Origin of the sequence: Azospirillum thermophilum (assembly GCF_003130795.1) — a bacterium.
GTDB lineage: Bacteria > Pseudomonadota > Alphaproteobacteria > Azospirillales > Azospirillaceae > Azospirillum > Azospirillum thermophilum.
In genome coordinates, this window is the sequence record NZ_CP029353.1 from 2489350 (window position 1) to 2505661 (window position 16312).

Sequence of the window (16312 nt, forward strand, 5' to 3'; positions counted from 1 at the left end):
TCCCCTTGGAAACCAGACCGTGGCCGGCTCAGCGGCCGGTCGACCCGAAGCCGCCCGTGCCGCGGGCGCTTTCGGAGAGGGTGGACGCCTCGTGCCAGGTGACGCGGGCATAGCGGGCGACGACGAGCTGGGCGATGCGCTGGCCGCGCTCCACCGTGAAGGCCCGGTCGCCGTGGTTGATCAGGATGACCCCGACCTCGCCGCGATAGTCGGCGTCGATGGTGCCGGGGCTGTTCAGCACCGTCACCCCATGCTTCAGCGCGAGGCCGGAACGGGGACGGACCTGCCCCTCGAACCCGGCGGGCAGGGCCAGCACGATGCCGGTCGGCACCAGGGCGCGGGCGCCGGGCGCGATCTCCACCGGCTCCGTCACCGCCGCCAGCAGGTCGAGTCCCGCCGCCCCGTCCGTCGCATAGGCAGGCAGATCCAGCCCCTCGGCATGGGGAAGGCGCACGATGGGAACGGTGGCGGTCATGCGCTGCTCTCCTGCGGTGGTCATGCGAAATGTCCTGCGATGGCCTCGGCGAGCCGCGCGGCCACCGCGTCCTTGCCCATGGTCGGCCAGGATTCGGCACCGTCGGCACGGATCAGATGGACGGTGTTCTCGCTGCCGCCGAAGGTGCCGGTGCCCGGCGACACATCGTTGGCGACGATCCAGTCGCAGCCCTTGCGCGCCCGCTTGGCGGTGGCATAGGCCAGCACGTCGCCGGTCTCCGCCGCGAAGCCGATGACGAGCGCCGGGCGCCGGGCGCCGGGCTGCGACAGGGTGGCGAGGATGTCGGGGTTCTCCACCAGCACCAGCGAGGGCGGGCCGCCGCCCTCCTTCTTCAGTTTGCGCTCCGCCGCGTCGGCGACGCGCCAGTCGGCCACCGCGGCGGCGCAGACGGCGACGTCCGCCGGCAGGGCGGCCTCGCAGGCGGCCAGCATCTCGCGGGCCGTCTCGACCGGATGGACCGTGCAGCCGGGGGGATCGGGCTCCCGCGTCGGGCCGGTCACCAGCGTCACCGACGCGCCGAGCCGGGCGAGCGCCGCCGCGATGGCGTGGCCCTGCTTGCCGGACGAGCGGTTGGCGATGTAGCGCACCGGGTCGATCGGCTCGTGGGTCGGGCCGCTCGTCACCAGGGCGCGCCGGCCGGCCAGCGGGCGATGGACCGGTCCCGGCGGCAGGCCGGCGAAATGCGCGGCGATCGCATCGACGATCTCCATCGGTTCCGCCATGCGGCCGGGGCCGAACTCGTTGCAGGCCATGATCCCGTCATTCGGGCCGACCCGCCGGACGCCGCGGCTCTCCAGCAGCGCCATGTTGGCCTGGGTCGCCGGGTGCAGCCACATCCGGACATTCATCGCCGGGGCGACCAGCACCGGCTTATCGGTGGCGAGCAGCACGGTCGCGGCGAGGTCGTCGGCCATCCCCGAGGCCATGCGGGCCAGCAGATTGGCGGTGGCCGGGGCCACCACCACCAGGTCGGCCTCGCGCGACAGGCGGATGTGGCCCATCTGCGATTCGTCGGTCAGCGACCACAGGTCCCGGTAGACGGTGTCCTCCGTCAGGGCCTGCACCGACAGCGGGGTGACGAACTCCGCCCCGGCACGGGTCAGCACGGCCCGCACCGAGGCCCCCCGCTCGCGCAGGCGGCGGATCAGATCCAGGCACTTATAGGCGGCGATGCCGCCGGCGATGACCAGCAGGATGCGCTTGCCGGACAGAGCCGCATGATCGGCCGCGCTGTGATTGCCCACCGTCCCGCCGCTCGCCATTTGATCGCTCAATGGGAGATCTCCCGAAACGTCCTTATTGATTATGTACAATTCAGATATTCCATCACGACGTCAGGGACAAGCGTCGTGAAAGGCCCGCCTGCCCTGCAGCACGGGGATTGCGGCGGAAGCCCGGCCGAGGAATCGGCAACCGGTCGCGCGGCGGACCTCCGCACGGGTCTTTCCCCCGTATGGCCTGATGGCGTAACATCGGATTTTAGGAATTGACCGCTAGACGGGGCGTCGCGTTGCCGTCTCCACCTTCAGCCGAACGGCCCATGGCCCCCCGCTCCACTCCCGTCCTCCTGATCGAAGACACGCCTTCCCTTGCTCGGGTCTATGCCGAGTTCCTGAAGAAGGAGTCCTTCACCGTCATCTCGGTGGAGACGGGGAGCGACGCGCTTGACCAGCTCGCCGACGGCGCGCCGAAGGTGGTGCTGCTCGACCTGCAGCTTCCGGACATGAACGGGATGGAGGTGCTGCGCCGCATCGCCGCCCAGGCCCTGCCCTGCGCCGTCATCGTGATCACCGCCCACGGGTCGGTGAAGGCGGCGGTCGAGGCCATGCGCTACGGCGCCTACGACTTCCTGGTGAAGCCCTTTTCCGCCGACCGGCTGCTGGTCACCGTGCGCAACGCCATGGAGCGGCTGCGCCTCGCCCAGATCGTCGAGACCTACGAGCGGGACATCAGCCGCACCCGCTATCACGGCTTCATCGGCTCCTCGCTGGCGATGCAGGCGATCTACCGCATCATCGACAGCGCCGCCTCGTCCCGCGCCACCGTCTTCATCACCGGCGAATCCGGCACCGGCAAGGAGGTCTGCGCCGAGGCGATCCACCGGCAGAGCCCGCGCGGATCGAAGCCCTTCATCGCCATCAACTGCGGGGCGATCCCCAAGGACCTGATGGAGAGCGAGATCTTCGGCCATGTGAAGGGCTCCTTCACCGGGGCGGTGTCCGACCGCGAAGGGGCGGCGGCCCGCGCCGACGGCGGCACCCTGTTCCTGGACGAGATCTGCGAGCTCGCCCCCGACCTGCAGACCAAGCTGCTGCGCTTCATCCAGACCGGCACCTTCACGCCGGTCGGCGGCAGCAAGCTGGAGAAGGTCGACCTGCGCATCATCTGCGCCACCAACCGCGACCCGCTGCGCGAGGTGGAGGAAGGGCGCTTCCGCGAGGATCTCTATTACCGCCTGCACGTCATCCCGATCCACCTGCCCGCCCTGCGCGAGCGGGAGGACGACGTGCTGGAGATCGCCCGCCATTACCTGACCGACTATGCCGCCGAGGAAGGCAAGGGCTTCACCCACTTCACCGCCGAGGCGGAGCAGGCGCTGCGCGGCTACCACTGGCCGGGCAACGTCCGCCAGTTGCAGAACGTCGTGCGCAACATCGTGGTCCTGCATGAGGGCGACACGGTGACCGCCGCCATGCTGCCGCCGCCGCTCTCCACCGGCGGAGCCGGCGCCCATGGGGCCGGTCCCGCCGTGCCGCTCCACCACCCGCACGCCCTGCAGCCCGGGCCGGCGCCCCAGCAGGCCGCGCCGGCCGCCGCGCCCCCGGCTCCCCCGCCCCAACCGCCCGGCCCGAAGCCGATCCGGCCGCTGTGGGAGGTGGAGAAGGACGCCATCGAGGACGCCATCGCCGCTTGCGACGGCAACATCCCCCGGGCCGCCGCCCTGCTGCAGATCAGCGCCTCCACCATCTACCGCAAGCGGCTGACCTGGCAGGCGGAAGGGAAGCTGTGACGCGACCGGGCGGGTTGCTGCCTAAGGTCTATGGCCGCCCCGGGCTTTTACACCCCATCGGTATATGCCGAGAGCCTGCCTTGCCCGCTCCGGTGATGCAGGGATAGCCTTCATTCGCCTTTGTCTTGGTTCCGCTATCGGGTGTGACCCACCCGTCTGGCCGGTGCCATCGACGACAGACTTAGGGGGGAAGGAATGGCAATGGCCACCGGTACCGTTAAATGGTTCAACACCACAAAGGGTTATGGCTTCATCGCTCCGGAAGCGGGTGCCAAGGACGTGTTCGTCCATATCACCGCCGTCCAGCGGTCGGGCCTGCGGGCCCTGTCGGAAGGCCAGCGTGTCCAGTTCGAGGTGTCGCGCGGAACCAACGGCAAGGATGCCGCCGTCAACATCAGCCTGATGGACCAGTGACGGCCGCCGCACCCCGCTCCGGCCCGGCCTGACGCCGGCCAGCCCGCCGGCTGCAGCGTGCCGGCGGGCCTCATCCCAGGTAGCCCGCCCTGCGGTAGGCGTCGATCGCGGCGCGGGCAAGGTCCGGAATGGCGATCCGCAGGGCCTCGGCCTCGTCCGCGGAACCGGCGCGGCAGGCAAGCTCCAGCGCCCGTGCCGCCGCCGCCAGGGTCGGCGCCCCGAAGGTGCCCGCCGTACTCTTCAGCGTATGGGCCTCGCGCGCGAGAAGCGCCAGGTCGGTCTCCGCCGCGATCCGCTCCAGCCGCTCCATCGTTTCGTCGGCGAACTGGCGCAGGACGTCGGCCAGCACTTCCGCGTCCAGGTCGGCGCCGAGCTGGTCGAGCGTGGCGCGGTCCAGCATCTCCACCCCCGCCGTGGCCGCCGCCGGTGCCGTTCCCGGCGTCCGTGCCATGGCGTGCAGGCCGGCCACCCGCCCCAGCCAATGAGCCACCCGCTCCAGCAGGGCGGCGCGGTCGAACGGCTTGGCGAGATGATCGTCCATCCCGGCGGCGAGACAGCGGGCCCGGTCGGACTCCTGCGAATCCGCGGTGATCGCGATGATGGGGATGCGGCAGAGCGGCGGCGGCAGGTCGCGCATCAGGCGGGCGGCGGTCAGGCCGTCCATCTCCGGCATCGCCAGATCCATCAGCACGAGGTCGTAGCCACCGCGCGCCACCGCGGCGACGGCGGTACGGCCGTTCTCCACCACGTCGACCGTATGGCCGGCACTGCCGAGGATCGCGGCGGCCAGCATCTGGTTGGGAGCACAGTCCTCCACCAGCAGGATGCGGCTGCCGGAGGTCGGGGCGTCCAGGGAAGAGGGCGCTGCCGGGGGATGCGTCATCGGCCAGTCCGCTTGATGGAGGTCGCACCACTGTAGGAAGGGCGGAGCGCCGCGGCAACGGGCGGCGCGGCTGCCCCTGTCGATTCAACCGCAGCCACGCTATCCTGACGCCATGATCGTGCTGTTCACCGATTTCGGGTTGTCCGGCCCCTATACCGGCCAGATGAAGGCGGCGCTGGCGCAGCAGGCGCCCGGACTGCCGGTGATCGACCTGTTCGCCGACGTGCCGGCCTTCGATCCGCAGCTTTCCGCCTATCTTCTGGCGGCCTACGCCCCGGCCTTCCCGGCGGGCTCGGTCTTCGTCGCCGTTGTCGATCCCGGCGTCGGCACCGACCGCCGGCCGCTGGTGGTGGAGGCCGACGGACGCCGCTTCGTCGGGCCGGACAACGGCCTGTTCGAGATCGTCCGGCGAAGAGCGGTCCGGTCTACCGCCTCGGCCATCGGCTGGAGGCCGGAGCGGCTCTCCGCCAGCTTCCACGGACGGGATCTCTTCGCGCCGGTCGCGGCGATGCTGGCGACCGGCCGGCCGGTGGATCTGGAGCCGCTGGAGACGGGAGCGGACGCGCGGCCGGACTGGCCCGACGATCTGCCGCGCATCGTCTATATCGACGTCTACGGCAACGCGATGACCGGGCTGCGGGCGGCGACCCTGCCGGCCGATGCGGTGCTGCGCATCGGTGCCCGCGCCGTGCGCCGCGGCCGGACCTTCGCCGACGTGCCGGCCGGCGAGGCGCTGTGGTACGAGAACTCCAACGGGCTGGCGGAGATCGCCGTCAACCGCGGCCGCGCCGACCGCGCCTTGGGCGTCGCGGTCGGCGCGGCCGTCACGGTGACAGGGCGCTAGATCGTCTTGGTGTCGAGCGCGTAGCCGGCCGAGCGAACCGTGCGGATCAGGTCCAGCTCGGTCTCCTCGTTCAGGGCCTTGCGCAGGCGGCGGATGTGGACGTCGACCGTGCGCGGCTCGACATAGACGTCGTGGCCCCAGACGAGGTCGAGAAGCTGCTCGCGCGAGAAGACGCGGCCGGGATGCTGCATGAAATGGCGCAGCAGCCGGAACTCGGTCGGCCCGAGATGGATGTCGCGGCCGTTGCGGCGGACGCGGTGGGCGGCGAGGTCCATCGTCACGTCGGCGAACTGCAGGGTCTCGTCCGTCATGCCGGGGGCGGAGCGGCGCAGCACCGCCCGCATGCGCGCCACCAGTTCGGTCGGCGAGAAGGGCTTGGTGATGTAGTCGTCGGCACCGGAATTCAGGCCGCGCACCCGGTCGCCTTCCTCGCCGCGGGCGGTCAGCATGATGATCGGGATGTCGCGGGTCTTGGCATTGCGGCGGAGCTGGCGGCACACCTCCAGCCCCGACATCAGCGGCAGCATCCAGTCGAGCAGGACGAGGTTCGGCGCCTGTTCGCCGGCCAGCAGCAGGGCCTCCTCGCCGTCGCTCGCGGCGACCACGCGGAACCCCTCCTTCTCCAGATTGTACTTGAGGAGGGTGACGATGTCCGCCTCGTCCTCGACAACCAGCACAAGGGGCTTCAGCGCCGAGGTCATGGCCGCTCCGTTCATCCCGCGCGCTTCGACGTTACCCAGCATTCCATGCCTCTTCAACATGCTCCATGACGCCCCTCCCCCACCGCGGGGGAGGAGGAGGGCCGATCAGCCGTACCGGCCGGTGATGTAGCCCTGGGTGCGCTCGTCGCGCGGGTTGGTGAAGATTTCCTCGGTGTCGTCGCACTCCACCATCTCGCCGAGATGGAAGAAGGCGGTCTTCTGCGAGACGCGGGCCGCCTGCTGCATGTTGTGGGTGACGATGACGATCGTATAGTTCTCGCGCAGCTCGTCGATCAGTTCCTCGATGTGCGCCGTCGCGATGGGGTCGAGCGCCGAGCAGGGCTCGTCCATCAGGATCACCTCCGGGCTGACGGCGATGGCGCGGGCGATGCACAGGCGCTGCTGCTGGCCGCCGGACAGGCCGGTGCCGGGCTCGCGCAGGCGGTCCTTCACCTCGTTCCACAGGCCGGCGCGCTGCAGCGACTTCTGCACCACCTCGTCCAGCTCGTCGCGCTGCGAGGCCAGCCCATGGATGCGCGGGCCGTAGGCGATGTTGTCGTAGATCGACTTGGGGAAGGGGTTCGGCTTCTGGAACACCATGCCGACGCGGGCGCGGAGCTGGACCGCGTCGATGCCCTTGCCGTAGATGTCCTCGCCGTCCAGCGCGATCAGCCCTTCGACGCGGCAGTTCTCGATGGTGTCGTTCATGCGGTTCAGGCAGCGCAGGAACGTCGACTTGCCGCAGCCCGACGGGCCGATCAGGGCCAGGACCTTGTTCTCCTGGATCTCCAGGTTGATGCCCTTCAGCGCCTGCTTGGCGCCGTAGAACACCTTCACGTCGCGGGCGACCATCTTGACGCCGGCCATGGTTTCTCCCTGGGCGCGGGCAGCGGTGTTGGGCTGCGAACCGGACTGCATCTGGGTCATCACGTTCATGACTTACCACCGCCTCTCGAATTTCTTGCGCAGGTACACGGCCAGACCGTTCATCAGGATCAGGAACCCGAGCAGGATCATGATCGCGGCCGAGGTGCGTTCGGTGAAGGCCCGCTCGGGGCTGTCCGCCCACATGTAGATCTGCACGGGCAGCACGGTCGCGCTGTCGGTCCAGCCATGCGGGATGTCGACGATGAAGGCGACCATGCCGATCATCAGCAGCGGCGCCGTCTCGCCGAGCGCACGGGCCATGCCGATGATGGTGCCGGTCAGGATGCCGGGCAGCGCCAGCGGCAGGACATGGTGGGTCACCGTCTGCAGCGGAGAGGCGCCGATCCCCAGCGCCGCCTCGCGGATCGAGGGCGGCACCGACTTCAGGGCGACCCGGGCGGAGATGATGATGACCGGCAGGGTCATCAGCGCCATCACCAGGCCGCCGACCACCGGGGCCGAGCGGGTCATCCCGAAGAAGCCGAGGAAGACCGCCAGGCCGAGCAGGCCGAAGATGATGGACGGCACCGCGGCGAGGTTGTTGATGTTCACCTCGATCAGGTCGGTCCACTTGTTCTTCGGCGCGAACTCCTCCAGGTAGACTGCGGCGGCGACGCCGATCGGCACCGACAGGATCATCGTCACCGACAGCATCAGCAGGGAGCCGACGATGGCGCCCCAGATGCCGGCCTGTTCCGCCTCGCGGCTGTCGCCGGCGGAGAACAGGGTGGTGTTGAAGCTCTGCACCAACGAGCCCTTGGCCGTCAGCGCGTCGATGGCGGCGATCTTCACGTCGCTCAGCCGGCGCTCGGCCTCCGGCACATCGCGGCGGAAATAGCCCTTCATGAACTGGTCCACCTCGTCGTCGGCACGGACCCAGATGGTCTGGGTGGTGCCGACCACCGCCGGATTGCGGGCGACGAAGGCCTCCAGCTCGTAAGGAGCCCCGGAGGACAGCAGGTCGTTCAGCTGCCGGCGGCTGGACCGGTCGGCGACGTCCGGAAGCTGGGCGTAGAGCGCCTGGCGCAGGAGCGGCATGAAGTTGCGCTCCTCCACCTGGGCCTTGTCCAGCGTCACCTCCAGCCGGAGCTGGGTCTGCCAGAAGGCGGTGTAGCCCTTGGTGACGATGGAGCCCAGCAGGATCACCAGCATCAGCGAGGCGATACCCACCGCGGCGATGCCGGCCATCTTGAAGCGCCGCTCGGCGGCGTAGCGGGCCTTCAGGCGGCGGGTGAACTCCTCGCTCTGGTAGCGAGACTTCGAAACGGCGACCGACATGGCCCGCGTATCCTGTTGCACGAGGTCAGTCATATTTCTCTCGATACTTCTGGACCACCCGCAGGGCGACCACGTTGAGGCAGAGAGTGACGGCGAACAGCACGAGGCCAAGGCCGAAGGCCGAAAGCGTCTTGGGGCTGTCGAACTCCTGGTCGCCGACCAGCAGCGTGGCGATCTGGGTCGTCACGGTGGTCACGGCTTCCAGGGGGTTGGCGGTGAGGTTGGCGGTCAGGCCGGACGCCATGGTGACGATCATCGTCTCGCCGATGGCGCGGCTGACGGCCAGCATGATGGCGGCGACGATGCCCGGCAGGGCCGCCGGCATCACCACCTGCCGGATGGTCTCCGACTTGGTGGCGCCCAGCCCGTAGGAGCCGTCGCGCAGGGACTGCGGCACCGCGTTGATGACGTCGTCGGACAGCGAGCTGACGAAGGGGATGATCATCACCCCCATCACGACGCCGGCGGCGAGCGCCGATTCCGAGCTGACGCCGAGGCCGAGGCTCTGCCCGACCGACCGCACGAAGGGTGCCATGGTCAGGGCGGCGAAGAAGCCGTAGACCACCGTCGGGATGCCGGCCAGGATCTCCAGGATCGGCTTCAGCCAGGAACGGACGCGCGGGTTGGCGTATTCCGACATGTAGACCGCCGCCATCAGTCCGACCGGGACCGCCACGACCATGGCGATGACGGTGATCAGCAGCGTGCCGGTGAAGAGCGGGATGGCGCCGAAGGAGCCGGAGGAGCCCACCTGATCGGCGCGCATGGCCATCTGCGGGCTCCAGTGCGTGCCGAGCAGGAAGTCCAGCGGCGACACCACCGTGAAGAAACGCAGCGCCTCGAACAGCAGCGACATCACGATGCCGACCGTGGTCAGGATCGCGACCAGGGAGCAGAGAACGAGCAGGATGCTCACAACCCGCTCTACCTGATTGCGGGCGCGCAGCGACGGCACGATGCGTTGCCGGCCATAGGCGAGCCCGGCGACGGCAAGGCAGGTCCCGATCGCCAGGAGCGACCAGTCGGCGATGGCATGCAGGCTGTTGTAATGTGCCGCCGCGGCATGGACCGCCGGGTCGGAGTCGTGACCGGTGGAGATGCCGTGGGCGAGGTTGAGGATGTCGGCCTTCAGGAGGCTCAGCGACTGCGTATCGCCGGTGGTCAGGCGGTCCGGCAGGCTCGCCAGGACCATCTGCATGACCAGCCATCCTTCCGACGCCGTCCACAGGACAAACAGCAGAAGGGCCGGGAGTCCGGCCCAGAGCGCCACGTAGAAGCCATGGTAGGACGGCACCGAGTGCAATTCCGCGATGCGTCCACCGACCGAAGCGGCGGCGCGCGACCGGCCCGCCTGGAAGCCGATCACGGTAAGCAGGGCCAGGATCAGGACAAGGACTGTGAGCTGCATGCGAGACCGCCGGATCGGGGCTGGGATTGGGCGCTCATAGCACGAAACGGACGTCGGCGGCCTCTTGCAAGACCGCCGACGCCGCCATGCAGGATCAGAGCTGCAGCGGGGTCAGGTTGACCGCCGAGACACGGGCCGACTCGCGGACGTCCTTCGGCTCGGGGATCAGGCCCTTGTCGGCCAGATACCCCTCGTCGCCCATCGCGCGCTCCGAGGTGTACTCGGCGATGAACTCGCGGATGCCGGGGATCACGCCGACATGGGCGTTCTTCACGTAGACGTAGAGGGCGCGGGCGACCTCGTACTTGCCGCTGGCGACGTTCTCGGCCGTCAGCGTCACGCCGTCCATCTTGGCGGCCTGCAGCTTGTCGCGGTTCTGGTCGAGGTAGCTGTAGCCGAACACGCCGAAGGCGGACGGGTTGGCGGTCAGCTTCTGGACGATCAGGTTGTCGTTCTCACCGGCCTCGATATAGCCGCCGTCCTCGCGCACGGCCATGCAGGCCTTCTCGCGCGCCTTCTCGTCGGCGACCAGCGCCTTGACCTCGGCCACCTTCTTGCAGCCTTCGAGCATCACCAGCTCGTTGAAGCTGTCGCGGGTACCGGACGTCGGCGGCGGGCCCAGCACCTCGATCTCGTTGGCCGGCAGCTTCGGGTCGATGTCCGACCACTTCTTGTAGGGGTTGGCGACCATCTTGCCGTTGACCGGCACTTCCTTGGCCAGCGCCTTCCACAGGACCTCGGTGCCCAGCGCGACTTCCGGAGCCTTCTTGGAATAGGCCAGGGCGATGCCGTCGAAGCCGATCTTCAGCTCGGTGATCTGCGTGACGCCGTTGGCGGCGCACTGCTCGACCTCGGACTTCTTGATGCGGCGCGAGGCGTTGGCGATGTCCGGGTGGCCCGGGCCAACGCCGGCGCAGAACAGCTTCAGGCCGCCGCCGGTGCCGGTCGACTCGACCACCGGGGTCTTGAACTTGCCGCCCTTGCCGAATGCCTCGGCCACGGCGGTGGTGAAGGGGAACACCGTCGAAGAACCGACGGCACGGATCTGGTCGCGCGACTGGGCGGACGCGCTGCCGGCGAAGGCGGCGGTCAGGGCCACGGCAGCGGCCGCGGTCAGGGCGAGCTTCCTGGTGTTCACGTGAAATCCCTCCGATGAACCAATGCACCGGCGGGGCATCGTCTCCGGCCCGCGCCGTCGGGCGATCAATTTGTGACCGATCGCTTGCGGGCGGACATTAGTCGGGCAGGGAGACGCAATGATTACAGTTCCATGACCGTTTCATGACAGCGCCCGCCGGCCGGCGCGGCAGCCGGATCACCCCGTCTTCCGGCGGGCCGAAGCCTCCGCCTGCTCCTCGGCGGCGGGCAGATAGACGGTGAAGGTGCTGCCGACCCCGACCTCGCTCTCGATCGTCAGACGGCCCCGGTGGCGGTTCAGGATGTGCTTGACGATGGCCAGCCCCAGGCCGGTGCCGCCCATGGCGCGCGACCGCGCGGCGTCGACGCGGTAGAACCGCTCGGTCAGGCGGGGAAGATGGGTCCGCGCGATCCCCTCGCCCCGGTCGCGCACCGCCACGGCGACCAGCGGCTGCCCACGACCGCCCCGCCGCGAGCCACCGGGAAAGCCGACCACGGCGCCGTCCGCCAGCGTGACGGAGATCGTCACCTCTGTCCCTTCCCGCGCGTACTTGATCGCATTGCTGACGAGGTTCTGGAAGACTTGCGTCAACTGGTCGGCATCGCCGGCCACCGGCGGCAGCTCGTCCGGTGCTTCCAGCCGCAGGCGGATGTCGCGGGCGGCGGCCTTCAGCTCCAGCGCTGCGACGACGTGGTCGACCTGCTCCAGCACGTCCACCCGGTCGGCCGGCGGCATATGCTCGTCCAGCTCGATCCGCGAGAGGGAGAGCAGATCGTTGACCAGCCGGGTCATCCGGCTCGCCTGGTCGTGCATGATCGACAGGAATCGCTCCTGCGCCTCCGGATCGTCGCGGGCGGGGCCGCGCAGCGTCTCGATGAAGCCCAGCAGGGAGGAGAGCGGCGTGCGCAGCTCGTGGCTGGCATTGGCGATGAAGTCGGCGCGCATCTGCTCCGACCGGCGGGCCGCGGTGACGTCGTGAAGCGTCAGGATCGCCATGCGCACCGTCTCGCCCGGCAGCGCCGCCGGCAGCCCGGTGCCGCCGGGCTCCTCCGCACCGCCGGGAACCGGGTCGAGGCGGCGCCGGAAGGGCTTCACCTGCACCTCGAACATCCGTTCCACCGGGACCGGCAGGGTGAACTCCACGACGCGCGAGGCGGCGCCGCGCAGCACGGCATCCACCGCCTCCAGCACCTTGGGATTGCGCAGCGAGGCGGCGAGGTCGCGGCCGACCACCCGCTCGCCGAACAGGCCGCGGGCCGCCAGGTTGGCGCGGGTAACCTGCCGCTCGCCGTCGACAAGCACCAGCGGGTCGTGCAGGGCATCGAGGATCGAGTCGTTGGCGTCGATCTGCGCCTGCACCCGTTCCACCCGGCGGGCCATCGTCCGGTAGAGCCGCAGCGCCGCGAGAACCTGCGACCGCGCCGTCACCGTCAACCGGCCGGGAGGAAGCGCCGCGCTGCCGGTCTCCGCCAGTTGCGTCACGCAGTCGGCGATCCGCGCCGCCTCCTCCCGCGACGCCCGGACCAGCAATGCCATGCCGGCCGCCGCGACCAGGGCGCCGAACAGCGCCGCCGGCAGCGACACCACGCCACGCCCGACCAGCATTCCCAGCGCCACCGCCAGCGGGGCGAGCAGCAGCGCGAAGGCGACCAGGAAGCGGGCGGGCGGCAGTCCCTTGAGGACCTCCCTGATCGACAGAAACTCCCGGGTGGGCATGGGCGGCAACGGCATCCGGATCGAGGGGAGACGGCAGGTTCAACGGACCAACTTACACCATCCCGAGTCGCCGCGCGCGCCGGTCACAAAAGATTAATCGCCCCGGCAGCGAACGGGAGCACCCGCCGCGGCCGGGGCGGAAGGTCTCACCACGGCAGCGAATCGTGCGCCGCCAGGGCCGCGGCGGTGACGATGTCGCCGACCGACGAGCCCATGGAGACGATCTGCACCGGCTTGTCGAGACCGATCAGCAGCGGGCCGATCATCTGGCCGCCGGCCATCTTGTTCAACAGCTTGGCCGAGATGTTGGCGGAATGCAGGCCGGGCATGATCAGCACGTTGGCCGGGCCGGACAGGCGCGAGAAAGGATAGACCCGCTTCATGAGCTGGTAGTCCAGCGCGACGTCGGCCGACATCTCGCCCTCATACTCGAAGTCGATCCGGCGGCCGTCGAGGATGGTCAGGGCCTCGCGCAGCGGATCGGTGTTGGGGTGGGCGTTCTGGCCGAAGTTCGAGAAGGACAGGAAGGCCACCCGCGGCTCGTGCCCCATCTGCCGGGCCTTGGCGGCGGCGCCGACGGCGATCTCCGCCAGCGTCGCGGCATCGGGGCGGACATGCACCGTCGTGTCGGCGATGAAGACCGTGCGGTTGCGGGTGACGAAGACGTGCAGGCCGAAGACGGGACCCTCGCCCTTCGCGTCGATCACCCGGCTGACCTCCTCGAAGGCCACGCCGAAGCTGCGGGTCAGGCCGGTCACCATGGCGTGGGCGTCGCCCTGGGCCACCATGCAGGCGGCGAAGACGTTGCGCTCCTGGTTGACCATGCGCTGGCAGTCGCGCAGCAGGGCGCCCTTGCGCTGCAGCCGGCGATAGAGATGGTCGGTGTAGCGCCGGTTGGCGTCCGACAGCCGGGCATTGTGGATCTCGAAGGTGACGTTGGGCTGGCCCATGGCGGCGAGCTGTTCCTTGATCACCTCCTCCCGGCCGATCAGCACGGGAGTACCGAAGCCGCCGGCCCGGAAGGCCATGGCGGCGCGGATGGTCCGCTCCTCCTCGCCCTCGGTGAAGACGACGCGGCGCGGGTTGGCCCGCACCTTCTCCAGGATCAGCTCCAGGCTGTCCGCCGTCGGGTCGAGACGGGTGCGCAGGCTGTGCCGATAGCCCGTCATGTCGACGATCGGCTTGCGCGCCACCCCGGATTCCATGGCGGCCTGCGCCACCGCGGCCGGAACCGTCACGATCAGGCGCGGGTCGAAGGGCACGGGGATGATGTATTCCGGGCCGTAGCGCAGGCGCCGGCCGGAATAGGCGGCATCCACCTCGTCCGGCACGTCCTCGCGGGCCAGCGCCGCCAGCGCCCTGGCGGCGGCGACCTTCATCGCCTCGTTGATGGTGGTGGCGCGGACGTCGAGCGCGCCGCGGAACAGGTAGGGGAAGCCCAGGACGTTGTTGACCTGGTTCGGGTAGTCGGAGCGGCCGGTCGCGACGATGGCGTCGTTCCGCACCGCCTTCACCTCCTCCGGCGTGATCTCCGGATCGGGGTTGGCGAGCGCGAAGATGATCGGCTTGGCCGCCATCGACCTGACCATCTCCGGGGTCATGGCTCCCTTGGCCGACAGGCCGACGAAGACGTCGGAGCCCTCGACCGCCTCCTGCAGCGTGCGCTTGTCGGTGTCGACGGCGAAGGCCGACTTCCACTGGTTCATGCCCTCGGTGCGGCCGCGGTAGACCACGCCCTTGGTGTCGCAGAGCATGATGTTCTCGCGCGGCACGCCCATGGTGGTGAACAGCTCGGCGCAGGCGATGCCCGCGGCGCCGGCGCCGTTCACCACCATCTTCACGTCCTCCAGCTTGCGCCCGGTGATGTCGCAGGCGTTGATCAGGCCGGCGGCGGCGATGATGGCGGTGCCGTGCTGGTCGTCGTGGAAGACCGGGATGTCCAGAAGCTCGCGCAGACGCTCCTCGATGATGAAGCAGTCCGGCGCCTTGATGTCCTCGAGGTTGATGCCGCCGAAGCTGGGGCCGAGGAAGCGTACGCAGTTGACGAACTCGTCCACGTCGCGGGTGTCGACCTCCAGGTCGATGCCGTCCACGTCGGCGAAGCGCTTGAACAGGACGGCCTTGCCCTCCATCACCGGCTTGCCCGCCAGCGCGCCCAGGTCGCCGAGGCCGAGCACCGCCGTGCCGTTGGAGATGACCGCCACCACGTTGCCCTTGGCCGTGTAGTCGTAGGCCAGCGCCGGATCCTCCGCGATGCGCAGGCAGGGCACGGCCACGCCCGGCGAATAGGCGAGCGACAGGTCCCGCTGCGTGGTCAGCGGCTTGGTCGGGGTGATCTCCAGCTTGCCCGGGCGCCCGCTGGAATGCAGCAGGAGGGCTTCTTCGTCGGTGACGCGCTTGTTGTCGGCCATGGATATCGTGTTCCTCAAGGGGGAGTGCTGATGCTCCGCCGGTCGTTGTGGGAGTCCCATGCCGACGGTGGGGGCGGGATGTTAGCCGTGCCGGAAGCGCTCCGCCAAGGGGGCACGATCAGACGATCGTACGAATCGTGCAAAAAAATGGCCCGGCGCGACATTTCGGACCACCGAAACCGCGCCGGGCCACCCCCGGGCTCCGCTCACGCCTCGGCGAGGAAGGTGGTGTACTGCTTCGCGATCGCCTCGACCGCCGCATCGTACAGGCGCTTGCCGTGCTCCGGCGTCGCGAGGCCGGGGGCGGAGCCGATGCGCCCGTCGGGATAGCGGCGGCGGAAGTCGCGGGCGTCGTAGAAGCTGCCGGCCGGGGCCTGCTCCGGCTCCATGGCGGCGGTCTTGATCGAGTCGGGATAGGCATATTGCGTCACCGACACCTCGCTGGGTGTGGCGTGCGAGCCCTCCTTGCCCTGGAACAGCTCGCGGGACAGGCGGCCGATCTCGGCATTCTCCCACCAGTTGACCAGCGTGCAGCGCAGGTCCGGCGCGTCGCGGCCGCGCAGGGCGCGCTGCTCGGCATAGACCTCGTAGAAGGCGGCGCGCAGCGTGGCGACGTTGCCGCCATGGCCGTTGACGAAGAAGAAGCGCTGGAACCCGTGCTCCGCCAGCGACCCCACATAGTCGCGCACCAGCGCGATCAGGGTGGAGGGCTTCAGCGTCATCGAGCCGGGGAATTCCATGTGATGGACCGCCATGCCCACGGGGATCGTCGGACCGACCAGCGCGCCGGTCGCCTCCCCCACCCCGCGGGCGATCACCTCGGCGCAGATGGCGTCGGTCCCGACCAGCCCGTTCGGTCCGTGCTGCTCGGTGGAGCCGATGGGCATGATGATGCCCCTGGACGTCTTCAGATAGGCCTCGACCTCGACCCAGGTGGTGAGATGCAGTTGCACGGCGGCTGTTCCTTCGGTGTCGGGATGTCCTGCGGACCATCTTAGGGTCCGTCCCGCCCGCGGCAACCGGCGTCTTGGGCGGAACCGCCCGGCGCAGGGCGCAGGGCGCAGGGCGCAGAGCGGGGCGGGCCAA

Annotated in this window: 14 protein-coding genes; 3 read left to right on the forward strand and 11 right to left on the reverse strand. The window is 69.5% G+C overall.

The window, feature by feature from the left end; all coding sequences use genetic code 11:
* Positions 1–28: 28 nt before the first annotated feature.
* Together dut and coaBC are read right to left on the reverse strand one after the other, a co-directional pair.
* A complete protein-coding gene (gene dut / locus DEW08_RS18100) occupies positions 29–499 on the reverse strand; it encodes a dUTP diphosphatase (RefSeq protein ID WP_425429109.1) in 471 nt (156 codons plus the stop codon).
* Complete coding sequence (gene coaBC, locus DEW08_RS18105; RefSeq protein ID WP_109329494.1) at positions 496–1758, reverse strand: bifunctional phosphopantothenoylcysteine decarboxylase/phosphopantothenate--cysteine ligase CoaBC; 1263 nt, start codon at positions 1756–1758, stop codon at positions 496–498. The genes dut and coaBC overlap by 4 nt, the downstream gene beginning before the upstream one ends.
* A gap of 278 nt (positions 1759–2036) precedes the next feature.
* Here coaBC and DEW08_RS18110 point away from each other — a divergent pair, with 278 nt between their 5' ends.
* Positions 2037–3506, forward strand: a complete 1470-nt coding sequence (locus DEW08_RS18110) for a sigma-54-dependent transcriptional regulator (protein ID WP_109329496.1) — start codon at positions 2037–2039, stop codon at positions 3504–3506.
* Between the two features lie 201 nt (positions 3507–3707).
* Entirely contained in the window at positions 3708–3920 is a 213-nt protein-coding gene (locus DEW08_RS18115; RefSeq protein ID WP_109329498.1) for a cold-shock protein, read from the forward strand.
* 70 nt (positions 3921–3990) lie between these two features.
* Here DEW08_RS18115 and DEW08_RS18120 read toward each other — a convergent pair whose 3' ends face one another.
* On the reverse strand, positions 3991–4803 hold the full coding sequence (locus tag DEW08_RS18120) for a response regulator (RefSeq protein WP_109329500.1): 813 nt from the start codon (positions 4801–4803) through the stop codon (positions 3991–3993).
* Between the two features lie 112 nt (positions 4804–4915).
* Between DEW08_RS18120 and DEW08_RS18125 the strand changes: the two genes are divergently transcribed.
* Positions 4916–5647, forward strand: coding sequence for an SAM hydrolase/SAM-dependent halogenase family protein (locus DEW08_RS18125; protein ID WP_109329502.1), 732 nt, complete (start codon positions 4916–4918; stop codon positions 5645–5647).
* On the opposite strand, the gene phoB is transcribed toward DEW08_RS18125, so the two are convergent.
* From phoB to DEW08_RS18165, 8 genes are all read right to left on the reverse strand, one after another.
* A complete protein-coding gene (gene phoB, locus DEW08_RS18130) occupies positions 5644–6348 on the reverse strand; it encodes a phosphate regulon transcriptional regulator PhoB (RefSeq protein WP_109329975.1) in 705 nt (234 codons plus the stop codon). The genes DEW08_RS18125 and phoB overlap by 4 nt on opposite strands.
* Before the next feature lie 105 nt (positions 6349–6453).
* The gene (gene pstB, locus DEW08_RS18135) at positions 6454–7215 is read right to left on the reverse strand and encodes a phosphate ABC transporter ATP-binding protein PstB (RefSeq protein WP_245986669.1); all 762 of its coding nucleotides are present in this window, start codon (positions 7213–7215) and stop codon (positions 6454–6456) included.
* A 72-nt stretch (positions 7216–7287) separates the two neighbouring features.
* Positions 7288–8586 (reverse strand): phosphate ABC transporter permease PstA, encoded by a 1299-nt coding sequence (gene pstA, locus DEW08_RS18140; protein ID WP_109329506.1) that lies wholly within the window; start codon positions 8584–8586, stop codon positions 7288–7290.
* Positions 8579–9961 (reverse strand): phosphate ABC transporter permease subunit PstC, encoded by a 1383-nt coding sequence (gene pstC, locus DEW08_RS18145; RefSeq protein ID WP_109329508.1) that lies wholly within the window; start codon positions 9959–9961, stop codon positions 8579–8581. The genes pstA and pstC overlap by 8 nt, the downstream gene beginning before the upstream one ends.
* Before the next feature lie 94 nt (positions 9962–10055).
* The gene (locus DEW08_RS18150) at positions 10056–11099 is read right to left on the reverse strand and encodes a PstS family phosphate ABC transporter substrate-binding protein (RefSeq protein WP_168220392.1); all 1044 of its coding nucleotides are present in this window, start codon (positions 11097–11099) and stop codon (positions 10056–10058) included.
* 177 nt (positions 11100–11276) lie between these two features.
* Positions 11277–12815 (reverse strand): ATP-binding protein, encoded by a 1539-nt coding sequence (locus tag DEW08_RS18155; RefSeq protein ID WP_109329512.1) that lies wholly within the window; start codon positions 12813–12815, stop codon positions 11277–11279.
* A 146-nt stretch (positions 12816–12961) separates the two neighbouring features.
* Entirely contained in the window at positions 12962–15226 is a 2265-nt protein-coding gene (locus tag DEW08_RS18160; RefSeq protein WP_109329514.1) for an NADP-dependent malic enzyme, read from the reverse strand.
* Positions 15227–15432: 206 nt separating this feature from the next.
* Positions 15433–16179 carry a creatininase family protein gene (locus tag DEW08_RS18165; protein ID WP_109329516.1) on the reverse strand — a complete coding sequence of 249 codons (747 nt, stop codon included), beginning with the start codon at positions 16177–16179 and terminating at the stop codon, positions 15433–15435.
* Between the last annotated feature and the right edge of the window lie 133 nt (positions 16180–16312).